This window comes from Escherichia sp. HH091_1A (assembly GCF_030295175.1).
In the GTDB taxonomy this organism is placed as follows: Bacteria; Pseudomonadota; Gammaproteobacteria; order Enterobacterales; family Enterobacteriaceae; genus Escherichia; species Escherichia coli_F.
In genome coordinates, this window is the sequence record NZ_AP025747.1 from 4,838,921 (window position 1) to 4,858,645 (window position 19,725).

General features: G+C 52.0%; 14 protein-coding genes. 9 read left to right on the forward strand and 5 right to left on the reverse strand.

Features of this window, described 5'->3' with window-relative positions; translation table 11 throughout:
- Window positions 1-39: 39 nt before the first annotated feature.
- From QUF14_RS24035 to QUF14_RS24045, 3 genes are read left to right on the forward strand one after another with little or no spacing between them, the layout of a single operon-like run.
- Entirely contained in the window at window positions 40-2,337 is a 2,298-nt protein-coding gene (locus QUF14_RS24035) for a formate C-acetyltransferase (protein ID WP_000184818.1), read from the forward strand.
- Complete coding sequence (locus QUF14_RS24040) at window positions 2,303-3,181, forward strand: [formate-C-acetyltransferase]-activating enzyme (protein ID WP_000204113.1); 879 nt, start codon at window positions 2,303-2,305, stop codon at window positions 3,179-3,181. Before QUF14_RS24035 ends, QUF14_RS24040 begins: the two co-directional genes overlap by 35 nt.
- A 1-nt stretch (window position 3,182) precedes the next feature.
- Window positions 3,183-3,524: a PTS fructose-like transporter subunit IIB gene (locus tag QUF14_RS24045; protein WP_000323849.1), complete on the forward strand. Its 342-nt coding sequence runs from the start codon at window positions 3,183-3,185 to the stop codon at window positions 3,522-3,524.
- Here the strand turns inward: QUF14_RS24045 and QUF14_RS24050 are convergent.
- The 4 genes from QUF14_RS24050 to argE all read right to left on the reverse strand — a co-directional run bounded on the left by QUF14_RS24050 (window position 3,511) and on the right by argE (window position 10,532).
- A complete protein-coding gene (locus QUF14_RS24050) occupies window positions 3,511-4,362 on the reverse strand; it encodes an AraC family transcriptional regulator (protein ID WP_000274612.1) in 852 nt (283 codons plus the stop codon). The two genes, QUF14_RS24045 and QUF14_RS24050, sit on opposite strands and share 14 nt — an antisense overlap.
- A 148-nt stretch (window positions 4,363-4,510) precedes the next feature.
- Window positions 4,511-6,244, reverse strand: a complete 1,734-nt coding sequence (locus QUF14_RS24055; RefSeq protein ID WP_000556307.1) for a phosphoethanolamine transferase CptA — start codon at window positions 6,242-6,244, stop codon at window positions 4,511-4,513.
- A 183-nt stretch (window positions 6,245-6,427) separates the two neighbouring features.
- The gene (ppc, locus tag QUF14_RS24060) at window positions 6,428-9,079 is read right to left on the reverse strand and encodes a phosphoenolpyruvate carboxylase (protein WP_001005560.1); all 2,652 of its coding nucleotides are present in this window, start codon (window positions 9,077-9,079) and stop codon (window positions 6,428-6,430) included.
- A gap of 301 nt (window positions 9,080-9,380) precedes the next feature.
- Entirely contained in the window at window positions 9,381-10,532 is a 1,152-nt protein-coding gene (gene argE, locus QUF14_RS24065; RefSeq protein ID WP_001355357.1) for an acetylornithine deacetylase, read from the reverse strand.
- A 153-nt stretch (window positions 10,533-10,685) separates the two neighbouring features.
- Between argE and argC the strand changes: the two genes are divergently transcribed.
- The 6 genes from argC to oxyR all read left to right on the forward strand — a co-directional run bounded on the left by argC (window position 10,686) and on the right by oxyR (window position 18,127).
- Window positions 10,686-11,690: an N-acetyl-gamma-glutamyl-phosphate reductase gene (gene argC, locus QUF14_RS24070; protein ID WP_000935360.1), complete on the forward strand. Its 1,005-nt coding sequence runs from the start codon at window positions 10,686-10,688 to the stop codon at window positions 11,688-11,690.
- Window positions 11,691-11,697: 7 nt separating this feature from the next.
- Window positions 11,698-12,474, forward strand: coding sequence for an acetylglutamate kinase (gene argB / locus QUF14_RS24075; protein WP_001362445.1), 777 nt, complete (start codon window positions 11,698-11,700; stop codon window positions 12,472-12,474).
- A 60-nt stretch (window positions 12,475-12,534) separates the two neighbouring features.
- Entirely contained in the window at window positions 12,535-13,908 is a 1,374-nt protein-coding gene (gene argH / locus QUF14_RS24080; RefSeq protein WP_001230111.1) for an argininosuccinate lyase, read from the forward strand.
- 485 nt (window positions 13,909-14,393) lie between these two features.
- Window positions 14,394-15,608 (forward strand): D-mannonate dehydratase ManD, encoded by a 1,215-nt coding sequence (manD, locus tag QUF14_RS24085; RefSeq protein ID WP_000690949.1) that lies wholly within the window; start codon window positions 14,394-14,396, stop codon window positions 15,606-15,608.
- Between the two features lie 66 nt (window positions 15,609-15,674).
- Entirely contained in the window at window positions 15,675-16,958 is a 1,284-nt protein-coding gene (locus QUF14_RS24090) for an MFS transporter (protein ID WP_000382176.1), read from the forward strand.
- A 251-nt stretch (window positions 16,959-17,209) separates the two neighbouring features.
- Window positions 17,210-18,127 carry a DNA-binding transcriptional regulator OxyR gene (gene oxyR, locus QUF14_RS24095; protein WP_001025939.1) on the forward strand — a complete coding sequence of 306 codons (918 nt, stop codon included), beginning with the start codon at window positions 17,210-17,212 and terminating at the stop codon, window positions 18,125-18,127.
- Here the strand turns inward: oxyR and sthA are convergent.
- The gene (gene sthA, locus QUF14_RS24100) at window positions 18,110-19,510 is read right to left on the reverse strand and encodes a Si-specific NAD(P)(+) transhydrogenase (protein ID WP_001120810.1); all 1,401 of its coding nucleotides are present in this window, start codon (window positions 19,508-19,510) and stop codon (window positions 18,110-18,112) included. The two genes, oxyR and sthA, sit on opposite strands and share 18 nt — an antisense overlap.
- Window positions 19,511-19,725 lie beyond the last annotated feature (215 nt).

A 19,725-nucleotide genomic window follows, 5' to 3' on the forward strand; every position in this document is an offset into this window, starting at 1 on the left:
GCTCGCAAGGGCGGGTTCGCTTCCCCACAGGAGTTCCTCATGACGAATCGTATCTCTCGCCTTAAAACTGCACTGTTTGCTAATACCCGTGAAATCTCGCTGGAGCGGGCGCTGCTTTATACCGCCAGCCATCGGCAAACCGAAGGCGAACCAGTGATATTGCGCCGGGCGAAAGCAACAGCGTATATCCTTGAACATGTTGAAATTTCGATTCGTGATGAAGAACTGATTGCTGGTAACCGTACCGTAAAACCGCGCGCCGGGATTATGTCGCCGGAAATGGACCCTTACTGGCTGCTGAAAGAGCTGGATCAATTTCCGACGCGACCGCAGGACCGCTTCGCCATTAGTGAAGAAGATAAACGTATCTACCGCGAAGAGCTGTTCCCATACTGGGAAAAACGTTCGATGAAAGATTTCATCAACGGGCAGATGACGGATGAAGTAAAAGCCGCGACCAGCACGCAGATTTTCAGTATCAACCAGACAGATAAAGGCCAGGGGCACATCATTATTGATTACCCGCGCCTGCTGAATCACGGGCTGGGTGAGCTGGTGGCGCAGATGCAGCAACATTGCCAGCAACAGCCGGAGAATCACTTTTATCAGGCTGCGCTGTTATTGCTCGAAGCCTCGCAGAAACACATTTTGCGTTACGCCGAACTGGCGGAAACGATGGCGGCAAACTGCACTGATGCCCAGCGTCGCGAAGAACTGCTGACTATCGCGGAGATCTCCCGCCATAACGCCGAACATAAGCCGCAGACATTCTGGCAGGCGTGCCAGTTGTTCTGGTACATGAACATCATTCTCCAATACGAATCCAACGCCAGCTCGCTGTCTTTAGGGCGCTTCGACCAGTATATGTTGCCGTTCTATCAGGCATCATTAACCCAGGGTGAAGATCCGGCGTTCCTGAAAGAACTGCTCGAATCTTTATGGGTGAAATGCAATGACATCGTGCTGTTACGCTCCACCAGCAGCGCGCGCTATTTTGCAGGTTTCCCGACCGGCTATACCGCCCTGCTCGGTGGGTTAACCGAAAACGGACGTAGCGCGGTGAACGTGCTTTCGTTCCTTTGCCTCGATGCCTATCAAAGCGTGCAATTACCACAACCGAACCTGGGTGTGCGCACTAACGCCTTGATCGACACGCCGTTCCTGATGAAAACCGCAGAAACCATTCGCCTCGGCACGGGTATTCCGCAAATCTTCAACGATGAAGTGGTGGTGCCAGCGTTCCTCAATCGTGGCGTTTCGCTGGAAGATGCGCGCGACTATTCCGTAGTGGGGTGCGTGGAATTATCTATTCCCGGCAGAACCTACGGTCTGCATGACATCGCGATGTTTAACCTGCTGAAAGTGATGGAAATCTGCCTGCATGAAAATGAAGGTAATGCCGCGCTGAGTTATGAAGGTTTGCTGGAACAGATCCGCGCCAAGATCAGCCACTACATCACCCTGATGGTTGAAGGCAGCAATATTTGTGATATCGGTCACCGTGACTGGGCTCCTGTACCGCTGCTCTCGTCGTTTATCAGCGATTGTCTGGAAAAAGGCCGCGATATTACCGATGGCGGCGCGCGTTATAACTTCTCCGGCGTACAGGGGATCGGTATCGCCAACCTGAGCGATTCTCTCCATGCGTTGAAAGGGATGATTTTTGATCAACAGCGTTTAAGTTTTGACGAATTGCTGTCGGTATTAAAAGCTAACTTCGCAACGCCAGAAGGCGAAAAAATCCGCGCTCGCTTAATTAACCGCTTCGAGAAATATGGTAACGATATCGACGAGGTGGATAACATCAGCGCCGAACTGTTACGCCATTACTGCAAAGAAGTGGAAAAATACCAGAACCCGCGCGGCGGCTACTTCACGCCGGGATCGTATACCGTTTCTGCTCATGTCCCGTTGGGATCGGTGGTTGGTGCGACGCCAGACGGTCGTTTTGCCGGGGAACAGCTGGCAGACGGCGGCTTGTCACCCATGCTGGGCCAGGACGCACAAGGACCAACGGCGGTACTGAAATCAGTCAGCAAGCTCGATAACACGCTGCTTTCTAACGGTACGTTGCTGAACGTGAAATTCACTCCGGCGACCCTGGAAGGTGAAGCGGGATTACGCAAACTGGCCGACTTCTTACGGGCATTTACCCAGCTTAAGTTGCAGCATATTCAGTTTAACGTGGTGAACGCTGACACGTTGCGGGAAGCTCAACAGCGCCCACAGGACTATGCCGGGCTGGTGGTGCGCGTAGCCGGATACAGCGCCTTCTTTGTCGAATTGTCGAAGGAGATCCAGGATGACATCATCCGCCGGACAGCGCATCAGTTGTAACGTTGTGGAAACGCGCCGCGATGATGTGGCGCGCATTTTCAACATTCAGCGTTATTCACTGAATGACGGCGAGGGCATTCGTACGGTGGTCTTTTTTAAAGGCTGTCCGCATCTTTGCCCGTGGTGTGCTAATCCGGAGTCGATCTCCGGCAAAATCCAGACGGTACGCAGAGAGGCGAAATGTCTGCACTGTGCGAAATGTTTGCGTGATGCGGATGAATGCCCGTCCGGGGCGTTTGAACGGATTGGTCGCGATATCAGCCTTGACGCGCTGGAACGGGAAGTGATGAAAGATGACATTTTCTTTCGCACGTCCGGCGGCGGCGTCACGCTTTCTGGCGGCGAAGTGTTAATGCAGGCGGAGTTTGCTACCCGTTTTTTACAGCGGCTTCGGTTGTGGGGTGTGTCATGCGCCATTGAAACTGCCGGAGACGCGCCGACCAGCAAGTTGTTACCGCTGGCGAAATTGTGCGATGAAGTGTTGTTCGATTTAAAAATTATGGACGTGACTCTGGCGCGGGATGTGGTGAAGATGAACCTGCCACGCGTGCTGGAGAACTTGCGTTTGCTGGTGAGTGAGGGTGTCAACGTGACCCCGCGTTTACCGCTGATCCCTGGTTTCACACTCAGCCGGGAGAATATGCAGCAGGCGCTGGACGTGCTGATCCCGCTGAATATCAGGCAGATCCATCTGTTACCGTTTCATCAGTACGGCGAACCAAAATACCGTCTGCTGGGGAAAACATGGTCGATGAAAGAGGTGCCAGCGCCGTCCTCAGCCGATGTGGCAACGATGCGCGAAATGGCAGAACGGGCCGGATTTCAGGTTACCGTGGGAGGTTAAAATGGCATACCTGGTGGCAGTAACCGCCTGCGTAAGCGGCGTGGCGCATACTTATATGGCGGCGGAACGGCTGGAAAAGTTGTGCCAGTTAGAGAAGTGGGGCGTCAGCATTGAAACTCAGGGTGCTTTGGGAACGGAGAATCGTTTAGCGGACGAGGATATCCGCCGGGCGGATGTTGCGCTGTTGATTACGGATATTGAACTTGCCGGTGCTGAGCGATTTGAACATTGCCGCTATGTGCAATGCAGCATCTACGCATTCCTGCGTGAGCCGCAGCGGGTAATGAGCGCGGTGCGCAAAGTGCTTTCTGCGCCGCAGCAAACCCATCTTATTCTGGAGTAGTCGGTTTTTCTGTCAGTTGGCTGTGGTACTGCCGACGATATTCCGACGGCGAGCGTTCGGTGTTTTTACGAAACAGACGGCAGAAGTAGTTGCTGTCAACAAAGCCGCAGGCGTGCGCCACTTCTTTTACCTTCAGGTCATAGCCTTTCAATAACGTCTTAGCGTGTTCCAGTCGCGTGTGATTCAGGTATTCGTTAAAACCAATAGCCCCCGTTTTTTGAAACAGGTGCGAGAGGTAATTTGGCGAAATATAGAACGCCTGTGCGACAGATTCGCGGGTAAGCGCGGAGGCATAGCGTTCGTCGATATAATCGCGAATAGCTTCGAATAGTGCCTGGCTGCGTGAGGCGGTCTGGATTTGGCTGCCAAGCAAATCGCGGCAGTGGCTAAGCAGGCTGGCGACGATAAGCCTTGCCGTTTGCTGCTCTTGCGACTGCATTTGCATTTCATTGAGCGTTTGTAGCAGAAAAGAACCAATGCGCGGGCCGCGTCGGGCGACGTGTTGCTTCGCCAGATTTTGATATTGTTTGCCATCCCATTGCACGACGCTGAAGCCGAGTTGCTGTTTGCCAAACAGCACGCTAAAGGTAGTGGCGGGGGCTTGCCATTGTGGAAAATTCCAGCCACCAGCGGGAACGTACAGCACATCGCCGGGAACTAACGTTGCGCCAGCGCCGGTATCAACAAATTCACCTTCCAGCACTATTTCCAGCCGTGGAAAATCGACCTGATACGCAAGATCGGGCGCCGGACCGTTGCTGCTGGCAAAGTAAATCTGGCGCAGCGACAGCGGGCCGTTTATCAGGCGGGAGAGCAGATAGCTGACGTCGTGATACATGTTATTCCCTTAGGTATGTAGACGGGAAAACAGTAACTGGCATTATGAAAAAAGGCCACCTGAAAAGTGTGGCCTGATGGGAGTTCGATGTAAACATTGTGCCAGTATCGCATCCGGCAAATAGTGCCAGACGCGATACAAAGGTCATTTACTGATTACCCACCTGATCGCCATACGGCAGAGTGTCGTAATCGATCAGCGCGTTTTTCTTGTACGGGTTACCAATCCAGCGGGTAGTTTCTTTGAACTGCGGATTCACCACTGAACGGGTTGGATCGTAACCGTCGTAAGATAAGCCCGCCAAATCTGACCAGGTGTGGATCAGTTCCGCCAGGCTGTATTTACGATCAACATCCTGCGAGAAATCACGCGGATGAGTCGCTTGCCATTTTTCTGACGTCCACAGCAGGAACGGAATGGTGTACATATGACGCGTCGGGTTGTCCTCATTACGCCCCTGAGTTTTGTGCGGCGGCGTGTCGTAAACCTCTTCACCGTGGTCAGAGAAGTAAACCAGGAAACCGTTCGGGTCTGCTGCTTTAAAGTCTTTAATCAGGCTGGCAACCACATGATCGTTATACAGGTTAGCGTTATCATAATCGTTATATGACTCCAGCTCTTCTGCGCTTAGTCCCGGCGGAACATGATCGGTATTGCCATCAAACTTGCCCTGATTTTCCGGGTAGCGGTATTTGTATTTGATATGCGTACCCAGCAGATGAACGATGATCAGTTTCTTCGGCGCAGGGTCATTCAGCACTTCCTGGAACGGCTTCAGCACGTTGGTGTCGTATTCACGCGCACTCTGCGTACGTTGCTGGTTCATGTAGTACTGCTTGTCGGTCTGGCGCGAAAATACCGTCAGCATGGTATTGCGGGCGGTCATCGTTTGCTGGTTGGTGATCCAGAAGGTTTTATAACCCGCCTGTTTCATCATGTTCATCAGCGACGGCTGCGTCAGATACAGATCCGGGTTCTTTTCATTGGCAAAAGTCAGCGCCTGTTGCAGGATTTCAATGGTGTACGGACGAGACGTCACCACGTTATTAAACACGGTCAGATTCGGATCAGTTTTATGCAGCGCATCCAGCTCCGGCGTGGTTTCACGCGGATAACCGTACAGACTCATGCGTCCACGCTGGGTCGACTCGCCAATCACCAGCACTAAGGTGCGCGGTTCGTTACCCGATTCATCTTTGAAATTAGCCAGCGGCGGCAAGGCATTATTTTCATTCAGTAGCTTTGTTAGCGAGTTTAGTTGCTGACGATACTGATAATAGCCGGTCAGGAATTGCCACGGTGCGGCAGGCTCCATACGCGATGCCAGGTTATCCAACGTTTTCTCAAACGGCTTGTTTTTGATAAACGTATTCATGGCGATCGGATGCAGAATCAAGCCATAAAGCAGGGCAAAAGAGACAACATAACGCCACGGCTTTGGAATATAGACCGGGCGCAGGCGTGTCCACAGCAGAACTGCCACCGCCGTATAGGCCAGCGCGATAAGCACAATTTTCAGGCTGAAATACTGGCTTAAATACTCGCTGGCTTCGTTGGTGTTGGTTTCGAACATCACAAACAGAACGCTCTGCGAGAACTCCTGACCGTAGATGACGTAGTAGCACAGCGCCGCCAGAGAGGCCGCCCATAGCACCACGCCGATTACTGCGGCAATAATTTTAATCCGCTTCGGAAAGAGGAATACCGGGATCAACCACAGCGAACTGAATAACAGCGAGTCGCGAATGCCGTTAGTGCCACTATAACCACTGATGTAAATAATGGCCTGTAGCAGAGTAGAGAAAAACCAAAAGTAGAGCAGTGCCCAACCCAGGGCTTTCCAGCTAAAAAGAGGTTTAGCCTGGACTTCTGTGGAATGCATAGTAAGAACCTGTCTTGAAAAAATATCGCCGAATGTAACGACAATTCCTTAAGGATATCTGAAGGGATATCCAGAATTTGAATAAAATGCAGACAGAAATATATTGAAAACGAGGGTGTTAGAACAGAAGTATTTCAGAAAACCCTCGCGCAAAAGCACGAGGGTTTGCAGGAGGGGGGAAGATTAGCCGGTATTACGCATACCTGCCGCAATCCCGGCAATAGTAACCATTAACGCTTGCTCGACGCGAGGATCCGGTTCCTGGCCTTCTTTTTCTGCCTGGCGGGAGCGGTGTAGCAACTCGGCCTGCAATACGTTCAGTGGGTCGGTGTAAATATTTCGCAGCTGAATAGACTCCGCAATCCACGGCAGATCGGCCATCAGGTGAGAATCGTTGGCAATCGCCAGCACCACTTTGATGTCTTCTTCTTGCAGATTACGTAACTCTTTACCTAACGGCCACAATGCTTTGTCTACCAGACGTTGATCATAGTATTCCGCCAGCCACAGGTCTGCTTTGGCGAAGACCATCTCCAGCATGCCGAGACGCGTCGAGAAGAATGGCCAGTCGCGGCACATGGCTTCCAGTTCGCTCTGCTTGCCATCTTCGACCACTTTTTGCAGCGCCGTACCTGCACCCAGCCAGGCGGGGAGCATCAGGCGGTTTTGTGTCCAGGCAAAAATCCACGGAATGGCGCGCAGTGACTCGACGCCGCCGGTCGGGCGACGTTTCGCCGGACGTGAACCCAACGGCAGTTTGCCCAGCTCTTGTTCCGGCGTAGCGGAGCGGAAGTACGGCACAAAATCTTTGTTTTCACGTACGTAGCCACGGTAGAGATCGCAGGAGATGACTGACAGTTCATCCATAATGCGACGCCAGCTCTCTTTCGGCTCCGGCGGTGGCAGCAGGTTGGCTTCCAGAATTGCCCCGGTGTACAGCGACAGGCTGCTAACGGTGATTTCTGGCAGACCATATTTAAAGCGGATCATCTCGCCCTGTTCGGTCACGCGAAGGCCGCCTTTCAGGCTTCCTGGCGGTTGTGACAGCAGCGCCGCATGGGCAGGTGCGCCGCCGCGACCAATGGAACCGCCGCGGCCGTGGAACAGCGTCAGTTCAATACCCGCTTTTTCGCAGGTTTTGATTAATGCATCCTGTGCCTGATATTGCGCCCAGGAAGCCGCCATCACCCCCGCATCTTTTGCTGAGTCGGAATAGCCAATCATCACCATCTGTTTGCCCTGAATCAGGCCGCGATACCAGTCGATATTGAGCAACTGGGTCATGACATCGTTGGCGTTGTTCAGGTCATCAAGGGTTTCAAACAGCGGTGCAACCGGCATCGCAAATCCAATACCCGCTTCTTTCAGCAGCAGGTGTACAGCCAGTACGTCGGACGGCGTTTTTGCCATCGAGATCACGTAGGCGGCAATGGAACCTTGCGGTGCTTCAGCAATTACCTGACAGGTATCAAGTACTTCGCGCGTTTCGGCGCTCGGTTGCCAGTTACGCGGCAGAAGAGGGCGTTTGGAGTTCAGTTCGCGGATCAGGAACGCCTGTTTGTCGGCCTCTGACCAGCTTTCGTAGTCGCCGATGCCGAGGTAGCGGGTCAGTTCGCCCAGCGCTTCGGTATGACGGGTGCTCTCCTGACGGATATCAATACGGACCAGCGGTACACCGAAACATTTCACGCGGCGCAGGGTGTCGAGCAGATCGCCGTTGGCAATAATACCCATGCCACACGCCTGAAGGGACTGGTAGCAAGCGTAGAGCGGCTCCCACAGTTCTTCGTTCTGCGTCAGCAGACCCTCTGGTTTTGGTACTTCTTCACCTTTCAGGCGCGCTTCCAGCCATGCCTGTGTCGCCATCAGGCGGGAACGCAGGTTTTTCATCAGATAGCGATACGGTTCTGCGGCACCTTCTTCGCCGACCAGCGCCAGCAGTTCCGGAGTTGCTTCAACCATCGACAGTTCAGAAACCAGAACTTGAATATCTTTCAGGAACAGATCGGTGGCTTTCCAGCGGCTGAGCAGCAGGACGTGGCGGGTGATATCGGCAGTGACGTTCGGGTTTCCGTCGCGGTCGCCGCCCATCCACGAGGTAAAACGCACCGGAACAAATTCGACGGGTAGTTTGTAGCCGAGGTTCTCTTCCAGTTGTTCGTTCAGTTCGCGCAGGTAATTCGGTACGCCTTGCCACAGGCTGTTTTCTACTACGGCAAAGCCCCATTTGGCCTCATCTACCGGGCTTGGGCGCAGCTTACGGATTTCATCGGTATGCCATGACTGGGCGATCAACTGGCGCAGGCGGCGCATCAGTTGGTTATGTTCGTAGTCGGCGATATCTTTGTTGTCGAGCTGTTTTAAGCAGGCGTTCACTTCCACCATTTTGTGGATCAGCGTACGACGGGTAATTTCGGTTGGGTGAGCCGTGAGGACCAGTTCCAGCGACAGCGATTCAACTGCTTTTTTGATGCTGTCTTCGCTCAGTTCCGGCTGGTTTTTCAGTTTACGCAGGGTGCGGGCGATCACTTCCGGATTGCTGGCTGCTTCGCCTTTCGGCGAAATGCTATGGTATTGCTCGGCGGTGTTAGCCAGATTCAGGAACTGACTAAACGCACGCGCAACGGGCAGCAGCTCGTCGTTCGACAAATTTTGTAAAGTGGTGAGCAACTCCTGGCGGTTAGCATCATTGCCAGCGCGTGAAGATTTGGACAACTTACGGATAGTTTCAACGCGTTCAAGAATGTGTTCTCCCAACGCATCCTTGATGGTTTCCCCCAGCACTTTGCCGAGCATACTGACATTACTACGCAATGCGGAATATTGTTCGTTCATATTACCCCAGACACCCCATCTTATCGTTTGATAGCCCTGTATCCTTCACGTCGCATTGGCGCGAATATGCTCGGGCTTTGCTTTTCGTCGTCTTTTATAAAGCCACGTAAAAGCGATGACGTCAAATGCTGCGAAATCGCTTCAGCAAACGAATAAATAGCAGGAATTTACGCCATTAAATTCACGACGCTTTAAATAAGCGTAACTTATGGAAATGTTAAAAAATCGCCTTGAGTAACACCAAAGGTGTAGGTCGGATAAGATGCGCAAGCATCGCATCCGACATTGTTTGGCCTACGTTTTAATGCCAGCAGAAATGGTGAATCACCTGGGTGATCAGTTCGCGGGTGGGCTTGATAAACCGTGTCTCCAGGTATTCATCAGGCTGATGAGCCTGATTAATTGAGCCAGGTCCCAGCACCAGCGTCGGGCATAACGTCTGAATAAACGGCGCTTCGGTACAGTAGTTCACTACTTCGGTCTTTGCTCCGAGCAATTTCTCAACCACTTCAACCAGTTGATGATTCGGTGGGCATTCATAGCCAGGAATCGGTGGATGCAGCTCGTCGACCGTCAGACGACCCGGCCAGCGCTCGCTCACCGGAGACAATGCATCGTTGAGCAAACCATTAAGTTCATTGAGTGTCATGCCTGGCAGCGGACGAATATCCATATGCAACTCACAGCAAGCGCAAATACGGTTAGATGCATCGCCACCGTGAATATGCCCGAGGTTGAGCGTAGGGTATGGCACGGTAAATGCTTCGTAGTGATAACGTTCTTTCAGATTATCGCGCAATTGCAAAATATGCCCGATGGCGTCGTGCATCAATTCGATCGCGTTAACTCCGCGTGCTGGATCGCTGGAGTGCCCCGACTGGCCCTGAATACGGATGGCGTTCGAGATATGGCCTTTATGCGCGCGTACCGGTTGCAGCGACGTCGGTTCGCCAATGATGGCGCAATCCGGGCGCAGGGCGGTAGTTTCGGCAAAATAACGCGCTCCTGCCATACTGGTCTCTTCATCGGCAGTCGCCAGAATGTAGAGCGGTTTTTTCAGTTTCGTGACGTCGACATCGCGTAGTGCATCGAGGATAAACGCAAAAAAGCCTTTCATGTCGGCGGTGCCTAAGCCGTAAAGCTTGCCGTCATGCTCCGTCAGCGTAAACGGATCGCGCGTCCAGCGGCCGTCATCAAATGGCACCGTATCGGTATGCCCCGCCAGCAGCAAACCGCCAGCTCCCTGTCCGGTACTTGCCAGCATATTAAATTTGTTGCGAGTTCCCGGCACGGGCTGCACTTCCACATTGAAGCCCAAATCTTTAAACCAGTCCGCCAGCAGAGTGATTAAATCTGCATTGCTTTGATCGAGTGCCTCTTCCGTGGCGCTTATTGAAGGTGTGGCAATCAGAGCACGGTAAATCTCGATAAATGGCGGTAATTTGTTTTTCATTGTTGACACACCTCTGGTCATGATAGTATCAATATTCATGCAGTATTTGTGAATAAAAATACACTAACGTTGAGCGTAATAAAACCCACCAGCCGTAAGGTGAATGTTTTACGTTTAACCAGGCAACCAGACATAAGAAGGTGAATAGCCCCGATGTTGAATACGCTGATTGTGGGTGCCAGCGGTTACGCTGGCGCAGAGCTAGTGACCTATGTAAATCGCCATCCGCATATGAACATAACCGCTTTGACTGTTTCAGCGCAAAGCAATGATGCGGGAAAGTTAATCTCCGATTTGCATCCGCAGCTAAAAGGCATCGTTGATCTGCCGTTGCAGCCGATGTCGGATATCAGTGAGTTTAGCCCAGGGGTGGACGTGGTGTTTCTTGCTACTGCCCATGAAGTTAGTCACGATTTAGCGCCACAATTTCTTGAAGCGGGCTGTGTGGTGTTCGACCTTTCCGGCGCGTTTCGTGTTAACGACGCCACCTTCTATGAAAAATATTACGGCTTTAGCCATCAATACCCGGAACTGTTGGAACAGGCAGCTTACGGTCTGGCGGAGTGGTGCGGTCATAAATTAAAAGAAGCGAACTTAATTGCGGTGCCTGGCTGTTATCCGACGGCGGCGCAATTGGCGCTGAAACCGTTGATTGATGCCGATCTTCTTGACCTCAATCAGTGGCCGGTTATCAACGCCACCAGTGGTGTGAGCGGAGCAGGACGTAAGGCAGCGATTTCAAATAGTTTTTGTGAAGTTAGCCTGCAACCGTATGGTGTCTTTACCCATCGCCACCAGCCGGAGATCGCCACGCATCTCGGTGCTGACGTTATTTTTACCCCGCATCTGGGCAATTTCCCGCGCGGCATTCTCGAAACCATTACCTGCCGCCTGAAGCCTGGCGTGAACCAGGCGCAAGTCGCGCAAGCGTTACAGCAGGCGTATGCCCATAAACCGCTGGTACGGTTGTATGACAAAGGCGTTCCGGCGCTGAAAAATGTCGTCGGGCTGCCGTTCTGCGATATCGGTTTTGCCGTTCAGGGGGAACATCTGATTATTGTGGCGACCGAAGACAACTTATTGAAAGGCGCGGCAGCACAAGCGGTACAGTGCGCCAATATTCGTTTCGGCTATGCGGAAACGCAGTCTCTTATTTAGGGGTGCAATGATGAATCCATTAATTATCAAACTGGGCGGCGTACTGCTGGATAGTGAAGAGGCGCTGGAACGTCTGTTTAGCGCCCTGGTGAATTATCGCGAGTCACATCAGCGTCCGCTGGTGATTGTCCACGGCGGCGGCTGCGTGGTGGATGAGCTGATGAAAGGACTGAATCTGCCGGTGAAAAAGAAAAACGGCCTGCGGGTGACGCCTGCGGATCAGATAGACATTATCACCGGAGCGCTGGCGGGAACGGCAAATAAAACCCTGCTGGCATGGGCGAAGAAACATCAGATTGCAGCCGTAGGTTTGTTTCTCGGTGACGGCGACAGCGTAAAAGTGACCCAGCTCGATGAAGAGTTAGGCCATGTTGGACTGGCGCAGCCAGGTTCGCCTAAGCTTATCAACACGTTGCTGGAAAACGGTTATCTACCAGTGGTCAGCTCCATTGGCGTAACGGACGAAGGGCAACTGATGAACGTCAATGCTGACCAGGCGGCGACGGCGCTGGCGGCAACGCTGGGCGCGGATCTGATTTTGCTCTCTGATGTCAGCGGTATTCTCGACGGCAAAGGGCAACGTATTGCCGAAATGACCGCAGCGAAAGCAGAACAACTGATTGAGCAGGGCATTATTACTGACGGCATGATAGTGAAAGTGAACGCGGCGCTGGACGCTGCGCGCACGCTGGGTCGCCCGGTAGATATTGCCTCCTGGCGTCATGCGGAACAGCTTCCGGCACTGTTTAACGGTATGCCGATGGGTACGCGGATTTTAGCTTAAGTTTTGTTGGCCAGAGACGTAGCTTTCTGGCATTGAATTTCAAAATAAGGAAACAGAGTTATGGCACTTTGGGGCGGGCGTTTTACCCAGGCAGCAGATCAACGGTTTAAACAATTCAACGACTCACTGCGCTTTGATTACCGTCTGGCGGAGCAGGATATTGTTGGCTCTGTGGCCTGGTCCAAAGCGCTGGTAACGGTAGGCGTGTTAACCGCAGAAGAACAGGTGCAACTGGAAGAGGCGCTCAATGTGCTGCTGGAAGATGTTCGCGCCAGGCCACAACAAATTCTTGAAAGCGACGCCGAAGATATCCATAGCTGGGTGGAAGGCAAACTGATCGACAAAGTGGGCCAGTTAGGCAAAAAACTGCATACCGGGCGTAGCCGTAATGATCAGGTAGCGACTGACCTGAAACTGTGGTGCAAGGATACCGTTAGCGAGTTGCTGACGGCTAACCGACAGTTACAATCGGCGCTGGTGGAAACCGCGCAGAATAATCAGGACGCGGTAATGCCTGGTTACACTCACCTGCAACGCGCCCAGCCGGTGACGTTTGCGCACTGGTGCCTGGCCTATGTTGAGATGCTGGCGCGTGATGAAAGCCGTTTGCAGGATGCGCTTAAGCGTCTGGATGTCAGCCCGCTAGGCTGTGGCGCCCTGGCGGGAACGGCCTATGAAATCGACCGTGAACAGTTAGCAGGCTGGCTGGGCTTTGCCTCGGCGACCCGTAACAGTCTCGACAGCGTTTCTGACCGCGACCACGTGCTGGAACTGCTATCTGCCGCCGCTATCGGTATGGTGCATTTGTCGCGTTTTGCCGAAGATCTGATTTTCTTTAACACCGGCGAAGCGGGTTTTGTGGAGCTTTCTGATCGTGTTACTTCCGGTTCATCATTAATGCCGCAGAAGAAAAACCCGGATGCGCTGGAGTTGATTCGCGGTAAATGCGGTCGTGTTCAGGGCGCGTTGACCGGCATGATGATGACGCTGAAAGGTCTGCCGTTGGCCTATAACAAAGATATGCAGGAAGACAAAGAAGGTCTGTTCGATGCGCTCGATACCTGGCTGGACTGCCTGCATATGGCGGCGCTGGTGCTGGACGGGATTCAGGTGAAACGCCCACGTTGCCAGGAAGCGGCGCAGCAGGGGTATGCGAACGCCACTGAACTGGCGGATTACCTGGTGGCGAAAGGTGTGCCGTTCCGCGAGGCGCACCATATTGTTGGTGAAGCGGTGGTGGAAGCCATTCGTCAGGGCAAACCGCTGGAAGAACTGCCGCTCAGTGAGTTGCAGAAATTCAGCGAGGTGATTGGCGAAGATGTCTATCCGATTCTGTCGCTGCAATCGTGCCTCGACAAGCGTGCGGCAAAAGGCGGCGTCTCCCCGCAGCAGGTGGCGCAGGCGATTGCTTTTGCGCAGGCGCGGTTGGGGTAATTGGTTTATATTGCTCCCCTGAAAATGGGGAGCTTACCACGCCTATAAAGTAGCGACACTACGTAGGCGGACTGCCTCAGGCAGAAATTTGTCAGCATTCTGGTGACCTTAAATTTAACGCCCAACCAGAACTATTATTTGTCATATTCCTTTTTATTCTTGCGTCTTCTTTACCTTCACTCTCCCCATGAAAATCATATTTTCAATACATCAATCAATACATATTTTAATTAATTGAATATAATTCATTTCTATTGCTGCGCTCATATTTAATGATTAATGGAGTTTGTTATGTGATTATTTAACGTGTTGTTTTAACGATAATGGTTAATTATTCAGGTGGTTTTTGAGGGTGTTTTTTCTCCTCGGCGGAAATTTTTATTTTTAATGTGATCACGGTTGAATAATCGCTCTTTCTCTCTTGTATGGTAGTAGGTGTAAAATTAAGTTTGAAGCATCTATTTACAACACAGGAGATTGCAATAATGAAAATTATTGCTGCAGATGTTTTTGTTACTTGCCCAAGACGTAATTTCGTTACGCTTAAAATAACCACTGCAAGCGGACTTTGTGGATTGGGAGATGCCACATTAAATGGTCGCGAATTGTCGGTCGCTTCTTATCTGAAAGATCATCTTTGTCCACAATTAATTGGCCGCGATGCCAGCCGTATCGAAGATATCTGGCAATTCTTTTATAAAGGTGCTTACTGGCGACGTGGCCCCGTCACGATGTCGGCCATTTCTGCCATTGATATGGCGTTGTGGGATATCAAAGCCAAAGCGGCAAATATGCCATTGTATCAACTGCTTGGTGGGGCTTCTCGTGAAGGCGTGATGGTTTATTGCCACACCACCGGGCGCACGATTGATGAAGTCCTTGAAGACTATGCAAAGCACCAGCTGATGGGCTTTAAGGCGATTCGTGTGCAGTGCGGTGTACCGGGTATGCAAACCACTTATGGCCTGGCGAAGGGCAAAGGACTGGCGTATGAACCGGCAACCAAAGGCCTGTGGCCGGAAGAGCAGTTGTGGTCTTCAGAAAAGTATCTCGATTTTACACCGAAGTTATTTGAAGCGGTGCGTAATAAGTTCGGTTTTAACGAACATCTGTTGCATGACATGCACCATCGCCTGACTCCTATCGAAGCGGCGCGCTTTGGGAAGAGCATTGAGGATTACCGCCTGTTCTGGATGGAAGATCCGACGCCTGCCGAGAACCAGGAATGTTTTCGTCTGATTCGCCAGCATACTGTGACGCCGATTGCGGTCGGTGAAGTGTTTAACAGTATCTGGGACTGCAAGCAGTTAATCGAAGAGCAGCTGATTGACTATATTCGCACGACGATTACCCATGCAGGCGGCATTACCGGGATGCGACGGATTGCCGATTTTGCATCGCTTTATCAGGTACGTACCGGTTCGCATGGCCCTTCAGATTTATCGCCTGTTTGTCATGCGGCGGCGCTGCATTTTGACCTCTGGGTGCCAAACTTTGGTGTTCAGGAGTACATGGGCTATTCCGAACAAATGCTTGAAGTCTTCCCGCACAGCTGGCGCTTCGATGAAGGTTATATGCACCCAGGCGATGAACCGGGGCTGGGTATTTCTTTCGATGAGAAACTGGCGGCGAAATATCCGTATGACCCTGCATATCTCCCCGTCGCACGACTGGAAGATGGCACATTGTGGAACTGGTAATAACGGTTCGCTTAATTATTTTCTGAATAGTCAGCAAATCGATTAATTCCGCTCAAGGAGCTAAAAATGGACGTTGATGTGTCAACCAGTGTTGCGGGTAATAAACCGCAACGGATTCGTCGTATTCAGACAGTAACGCTGGTTTTATTATTTATGGCGGGGATCGTTAATTTCCTCGACCGTTCGTCATTGAGCGTGGCAGGCGAAGCGATTCGTGGTGAGTTAGGATTATCGGCGACAGAATTTGGCGTTTTGCTTTCTGCATTTTCTCTGTCTTATGGTTTTTCACAACTCCCTTCCGGTATTTTGCTAGACCGCTTTGGCCCACGAATAGTTTTAGGCGCAGGCTTAATATTCTGGTCATTAATGCAGGCATTAACAGGAATGGTTAATTCTTTTAGCCACTTTATTTTAATGCGTATCGGTCTGGGTATTGGCGAAGCGCCATTTATGCCTGCGGGAGTAAAGTCGATCACCGACTGGTATGCGCAAAAAGAACGCGGCACGGCGCTGGGGATTTTTAACTCATCTACCGTTATCGGTCAGGCTATTGCGCCTCCTGCTCTTGTATTGATGCAGCTGGCATGGGGCTGGCGGGCAATGTTCGTCATCATCGGCGTGGCGGGGATTCTGGTTGGGATCTGTTGGTACGCGTGGTATCGCAACCGGGCGCAGTTTGTCCTGACCGACGAAGAACGGACCTATCTCTCCGCGCCGGTTAAACCGCGTCCACAATTACAATTTAGCGAGTGGCTGGCGCTGTTTAAGCATCGGACAACCTGGGGGATGATTTTAGGTTTCTCTGGCGTCAATTATACCGGTTGGCTCTACATCGCGTGGTTACCCGGTTATTTACAAGCCGAGCAAGGCTTCAGTCTGGCGAAAACCGGTTGGGTGGCGGCGATTCCTTTCCTCGCGGCGGCGGTCGGGATGTGGGTTAACGGTATTGTTGTCGATCGGCTGGCGAAAAAAGGCTACGACCTGGCGAAGACGCGTAAAACGGCTATTGTCTGCGGTTTGATGATGTCGGCATTAGGCACGTTGCTGGTCGTGCAATCCTCCTCGCCAGCCCAGGCTGTAGCGTTTATCTCAATGGCGCTGTTCTGCGTGCATTTCGCGGGAACATCTGCATGGGGACTGGTGCAGGTGATGGTGTCAGAAACAAAAGTGGCTTCCATCGCCGGGATTCAAAACTTTGGCAGTTTTGTTTTTGCTTCCTTTGCTCCGATCGTAACCGGTTGGGTAGTGGATACCACGCACTCGTTTAATCTGGCGCTGGTTATCGCGGCCTGTGTGACGTTCACCGGGGCGCTGTGTTACTTCTTTATTGTCAAAGATCGGATTGAGTAACTGTTACTATCAGGCTCTCTTGCTGTGGGCCTGTAGAATAAAAAAAAGCGGATCCTGGAGATCCGCAAAAGTTCACGTTGGCTTTAGTTATTCGAGTTGAGAAACTCTCGAAACGGGCAGTGACTTCAAGGGTTAAAAGAGGTGCCGCTCCGTTTCTGTGAGCAATTATCAGTCAGAATGCTTGATAGGGATAATCGTTCGTTGCTATGCTACCTATCGCCATGAACTATCGTGGCGATGGAGGATGGATAATGAATATTCGTGATCTTGAGTACCTGGTGGCATTGGCTGAACACCGCCATTTTCGGCGTGCGGCAGACTCCTGCCACGTTAGCCAGCCGACGCTTAGCGGGCAAATTCGTAAGCTGGAAGATGAGCTGGGCGTGATGTTGCTGGAGCGGACCAGCCGTAAAGTGTTGTTCACCCAGGCGGGAATGCTGCTGGTGGATCAGGCGCGTACCGTGCTGCGTGAGGTGAAAGTCCTTAAAGAGATGGCAAGCCAGCAGGGTGAGACGATGTCCGGACCGCTGCATATTGGTTTGATTCCAACGGTTGGGCCTTACCTGTTACCGCATATTATCCCGATGCTGCACCAGACCTTTCCAAAGCTGGAAATGTATCTGCATGAAGCACAGACCCACCAGTTACTGGCGCAACTGGACAGCGGCAAACTCGATTGCGTGATCCTCGCGCTGGTGAAAGAGAGCGAAGCATTCATTGAAGTGCCGTTGTTTGATGAGCCAATGTTGCTGGCTATCTATGAAGATCACCCGTGGGCGAACCGCGAATGCGTACCAATGGCCGATCTGGCAGGGGAAAAACTGCTGATGCTGGAAGATGGTCACTGTTTGCGCGATCAGGCAATGGGTTTCTGCTTTGAAGCCGGGGCGGATGAAGATACACACTTCCGCGCGACCAGCCTGGAAACTCTGCGCAACATGGTGGCGGCAGGTAGCGGGATTACTTTACTGCCTGCGCTGGCTGTGCCGCCGGAGCGTAAACGCGATGGGGTTGTTTATCTGCCGTGCATTAAGCCGGAACCACGCCGCACTATTGGCCTGGTTTATCGTCCTGGCTCACCGCTGCGCAGCCGCTATGAGCAGCTGGCAGAGGCCATCCGCGCAAGAATGGATGGCCATTTCGATAAAGTGTTAAAACAGGCGGTTTAAGCCGTTTAACGCAGCTACCCGATAGGCTTCCGCCATCGTCGGGTAGTTAAAGGTGGTGTTGACGAAGTACTCAATAGTGTTGCCGCCACCTTTCTGTTCCATTATCGCCTGCCCGATATGGATAATCTCGGCAGCGCGTTCGCCAAAGCAGTGAATGCCCAGAATCTCTTTTGTTTCCCGATGGAACAAAATTTTCAGCGTACCCACGTTCATGCCAACGATTTGTGCACGTGCCAGATGTTTAAACTGGGCGCGGCCCACTTCATACGGCACTTTCATCGCGGTCAGCTGCTGTTCGGTTTTGCCTACAGAGCTGATTTCCGGAATGGTGTAAATGCCGGTAGGGATATCTTCAATCAGATGTGCGGTGGCTTCACCTTTCACCAGCGCCTGCGCGGCAATGCGCCCCTGGTCATAGGCTGCCGACGCCAGGCTCGGATAACCAATCACGTCGCCCACCGCGTAAACGTGCGGCTGTGCGGTCTGGTACATGCTGTTGACTTTAAGTTGTCCGCGGCTGTCAGTTTCCAGCCCAATGTTCTGTAACGCCAGCGAATCGGTATTACCGGTGCGACCATTGGCGTAGAGCAGACAGTCGGCTTTCAGCTTTTTGCCCGACTTCAGATGCATGATCACACCGTCGTCACAGCCTTCGATCTTCTCGTACTCTTCGTTGTGACGAATCACTACACCACTGTTCCAGAAGTGATAGGAGAGAGAATCTGACATCTCTTGATCGAGAAATGCCAGCAGGCGATCGCGGGTATTGATCAGATCTACTTTTACATCCATACCGCGGAAGATCGACGCATATTCACAGCCGATCACTCCAGCACCATAGATAAGTACATGGCGCGGTTCGTGGTGCATGCTAAGAATTGAGTCGCTGTCGTAGATGCGTGGATGGGTGAAATCAACATCTGTTGGATGATAAGGGCGAGAACCACAGGCAATAACAAATTTTTCAGCGGTTAGTGTTTCGACGCTGCCGTCCGGGCAATCCAGCGCCAACGTATGCTCGTCAACAAAGCGAGCGTTCCCCTGCAATATTTCACAGTGATTACGTTCGTAAAATCCCTGACGCATGCGCGTTTGTTGATTAATCACGTTATCGGCATGGTTAAGGATATCGGCAAAAGATGAGCGGAGCAGTCGGGAATGGTCGCTGTAAAGTGGGTTTTGATTAAATTCTATAATGCGGCTGACGGCGTGACGGAGAGCTTTCGACGGGATGGTGCCCCAGTGGGTGCAACCGCCGCCAACATTTTGATAACGCTCGATAACTGCGACGCGCGCACCTTGCTTAACCAGGCCCATTGCAGCGCCTTCGCCGCCGGGGCCGGAACCTATTACTATGGCATCGTAATCGTAGGAATGTGGCATGGTAGGGCTTACCTGTTCTTATACATAAAAGCAACAGAATGGTAACATTTTATCGCGGGTAAGCCAATTGATCCCCGTCATTTATCTGGCTATATCGTGAGCGGCCTTTGCTTTGTCTGTTTCTTACTTTTGCCTTGAACGTTTTATTGGATTTTTATCGCCAATACTCACCGTTTAAGCGGCAGGTTTCCGATGTTCGTAAAAGAACCAGCCAA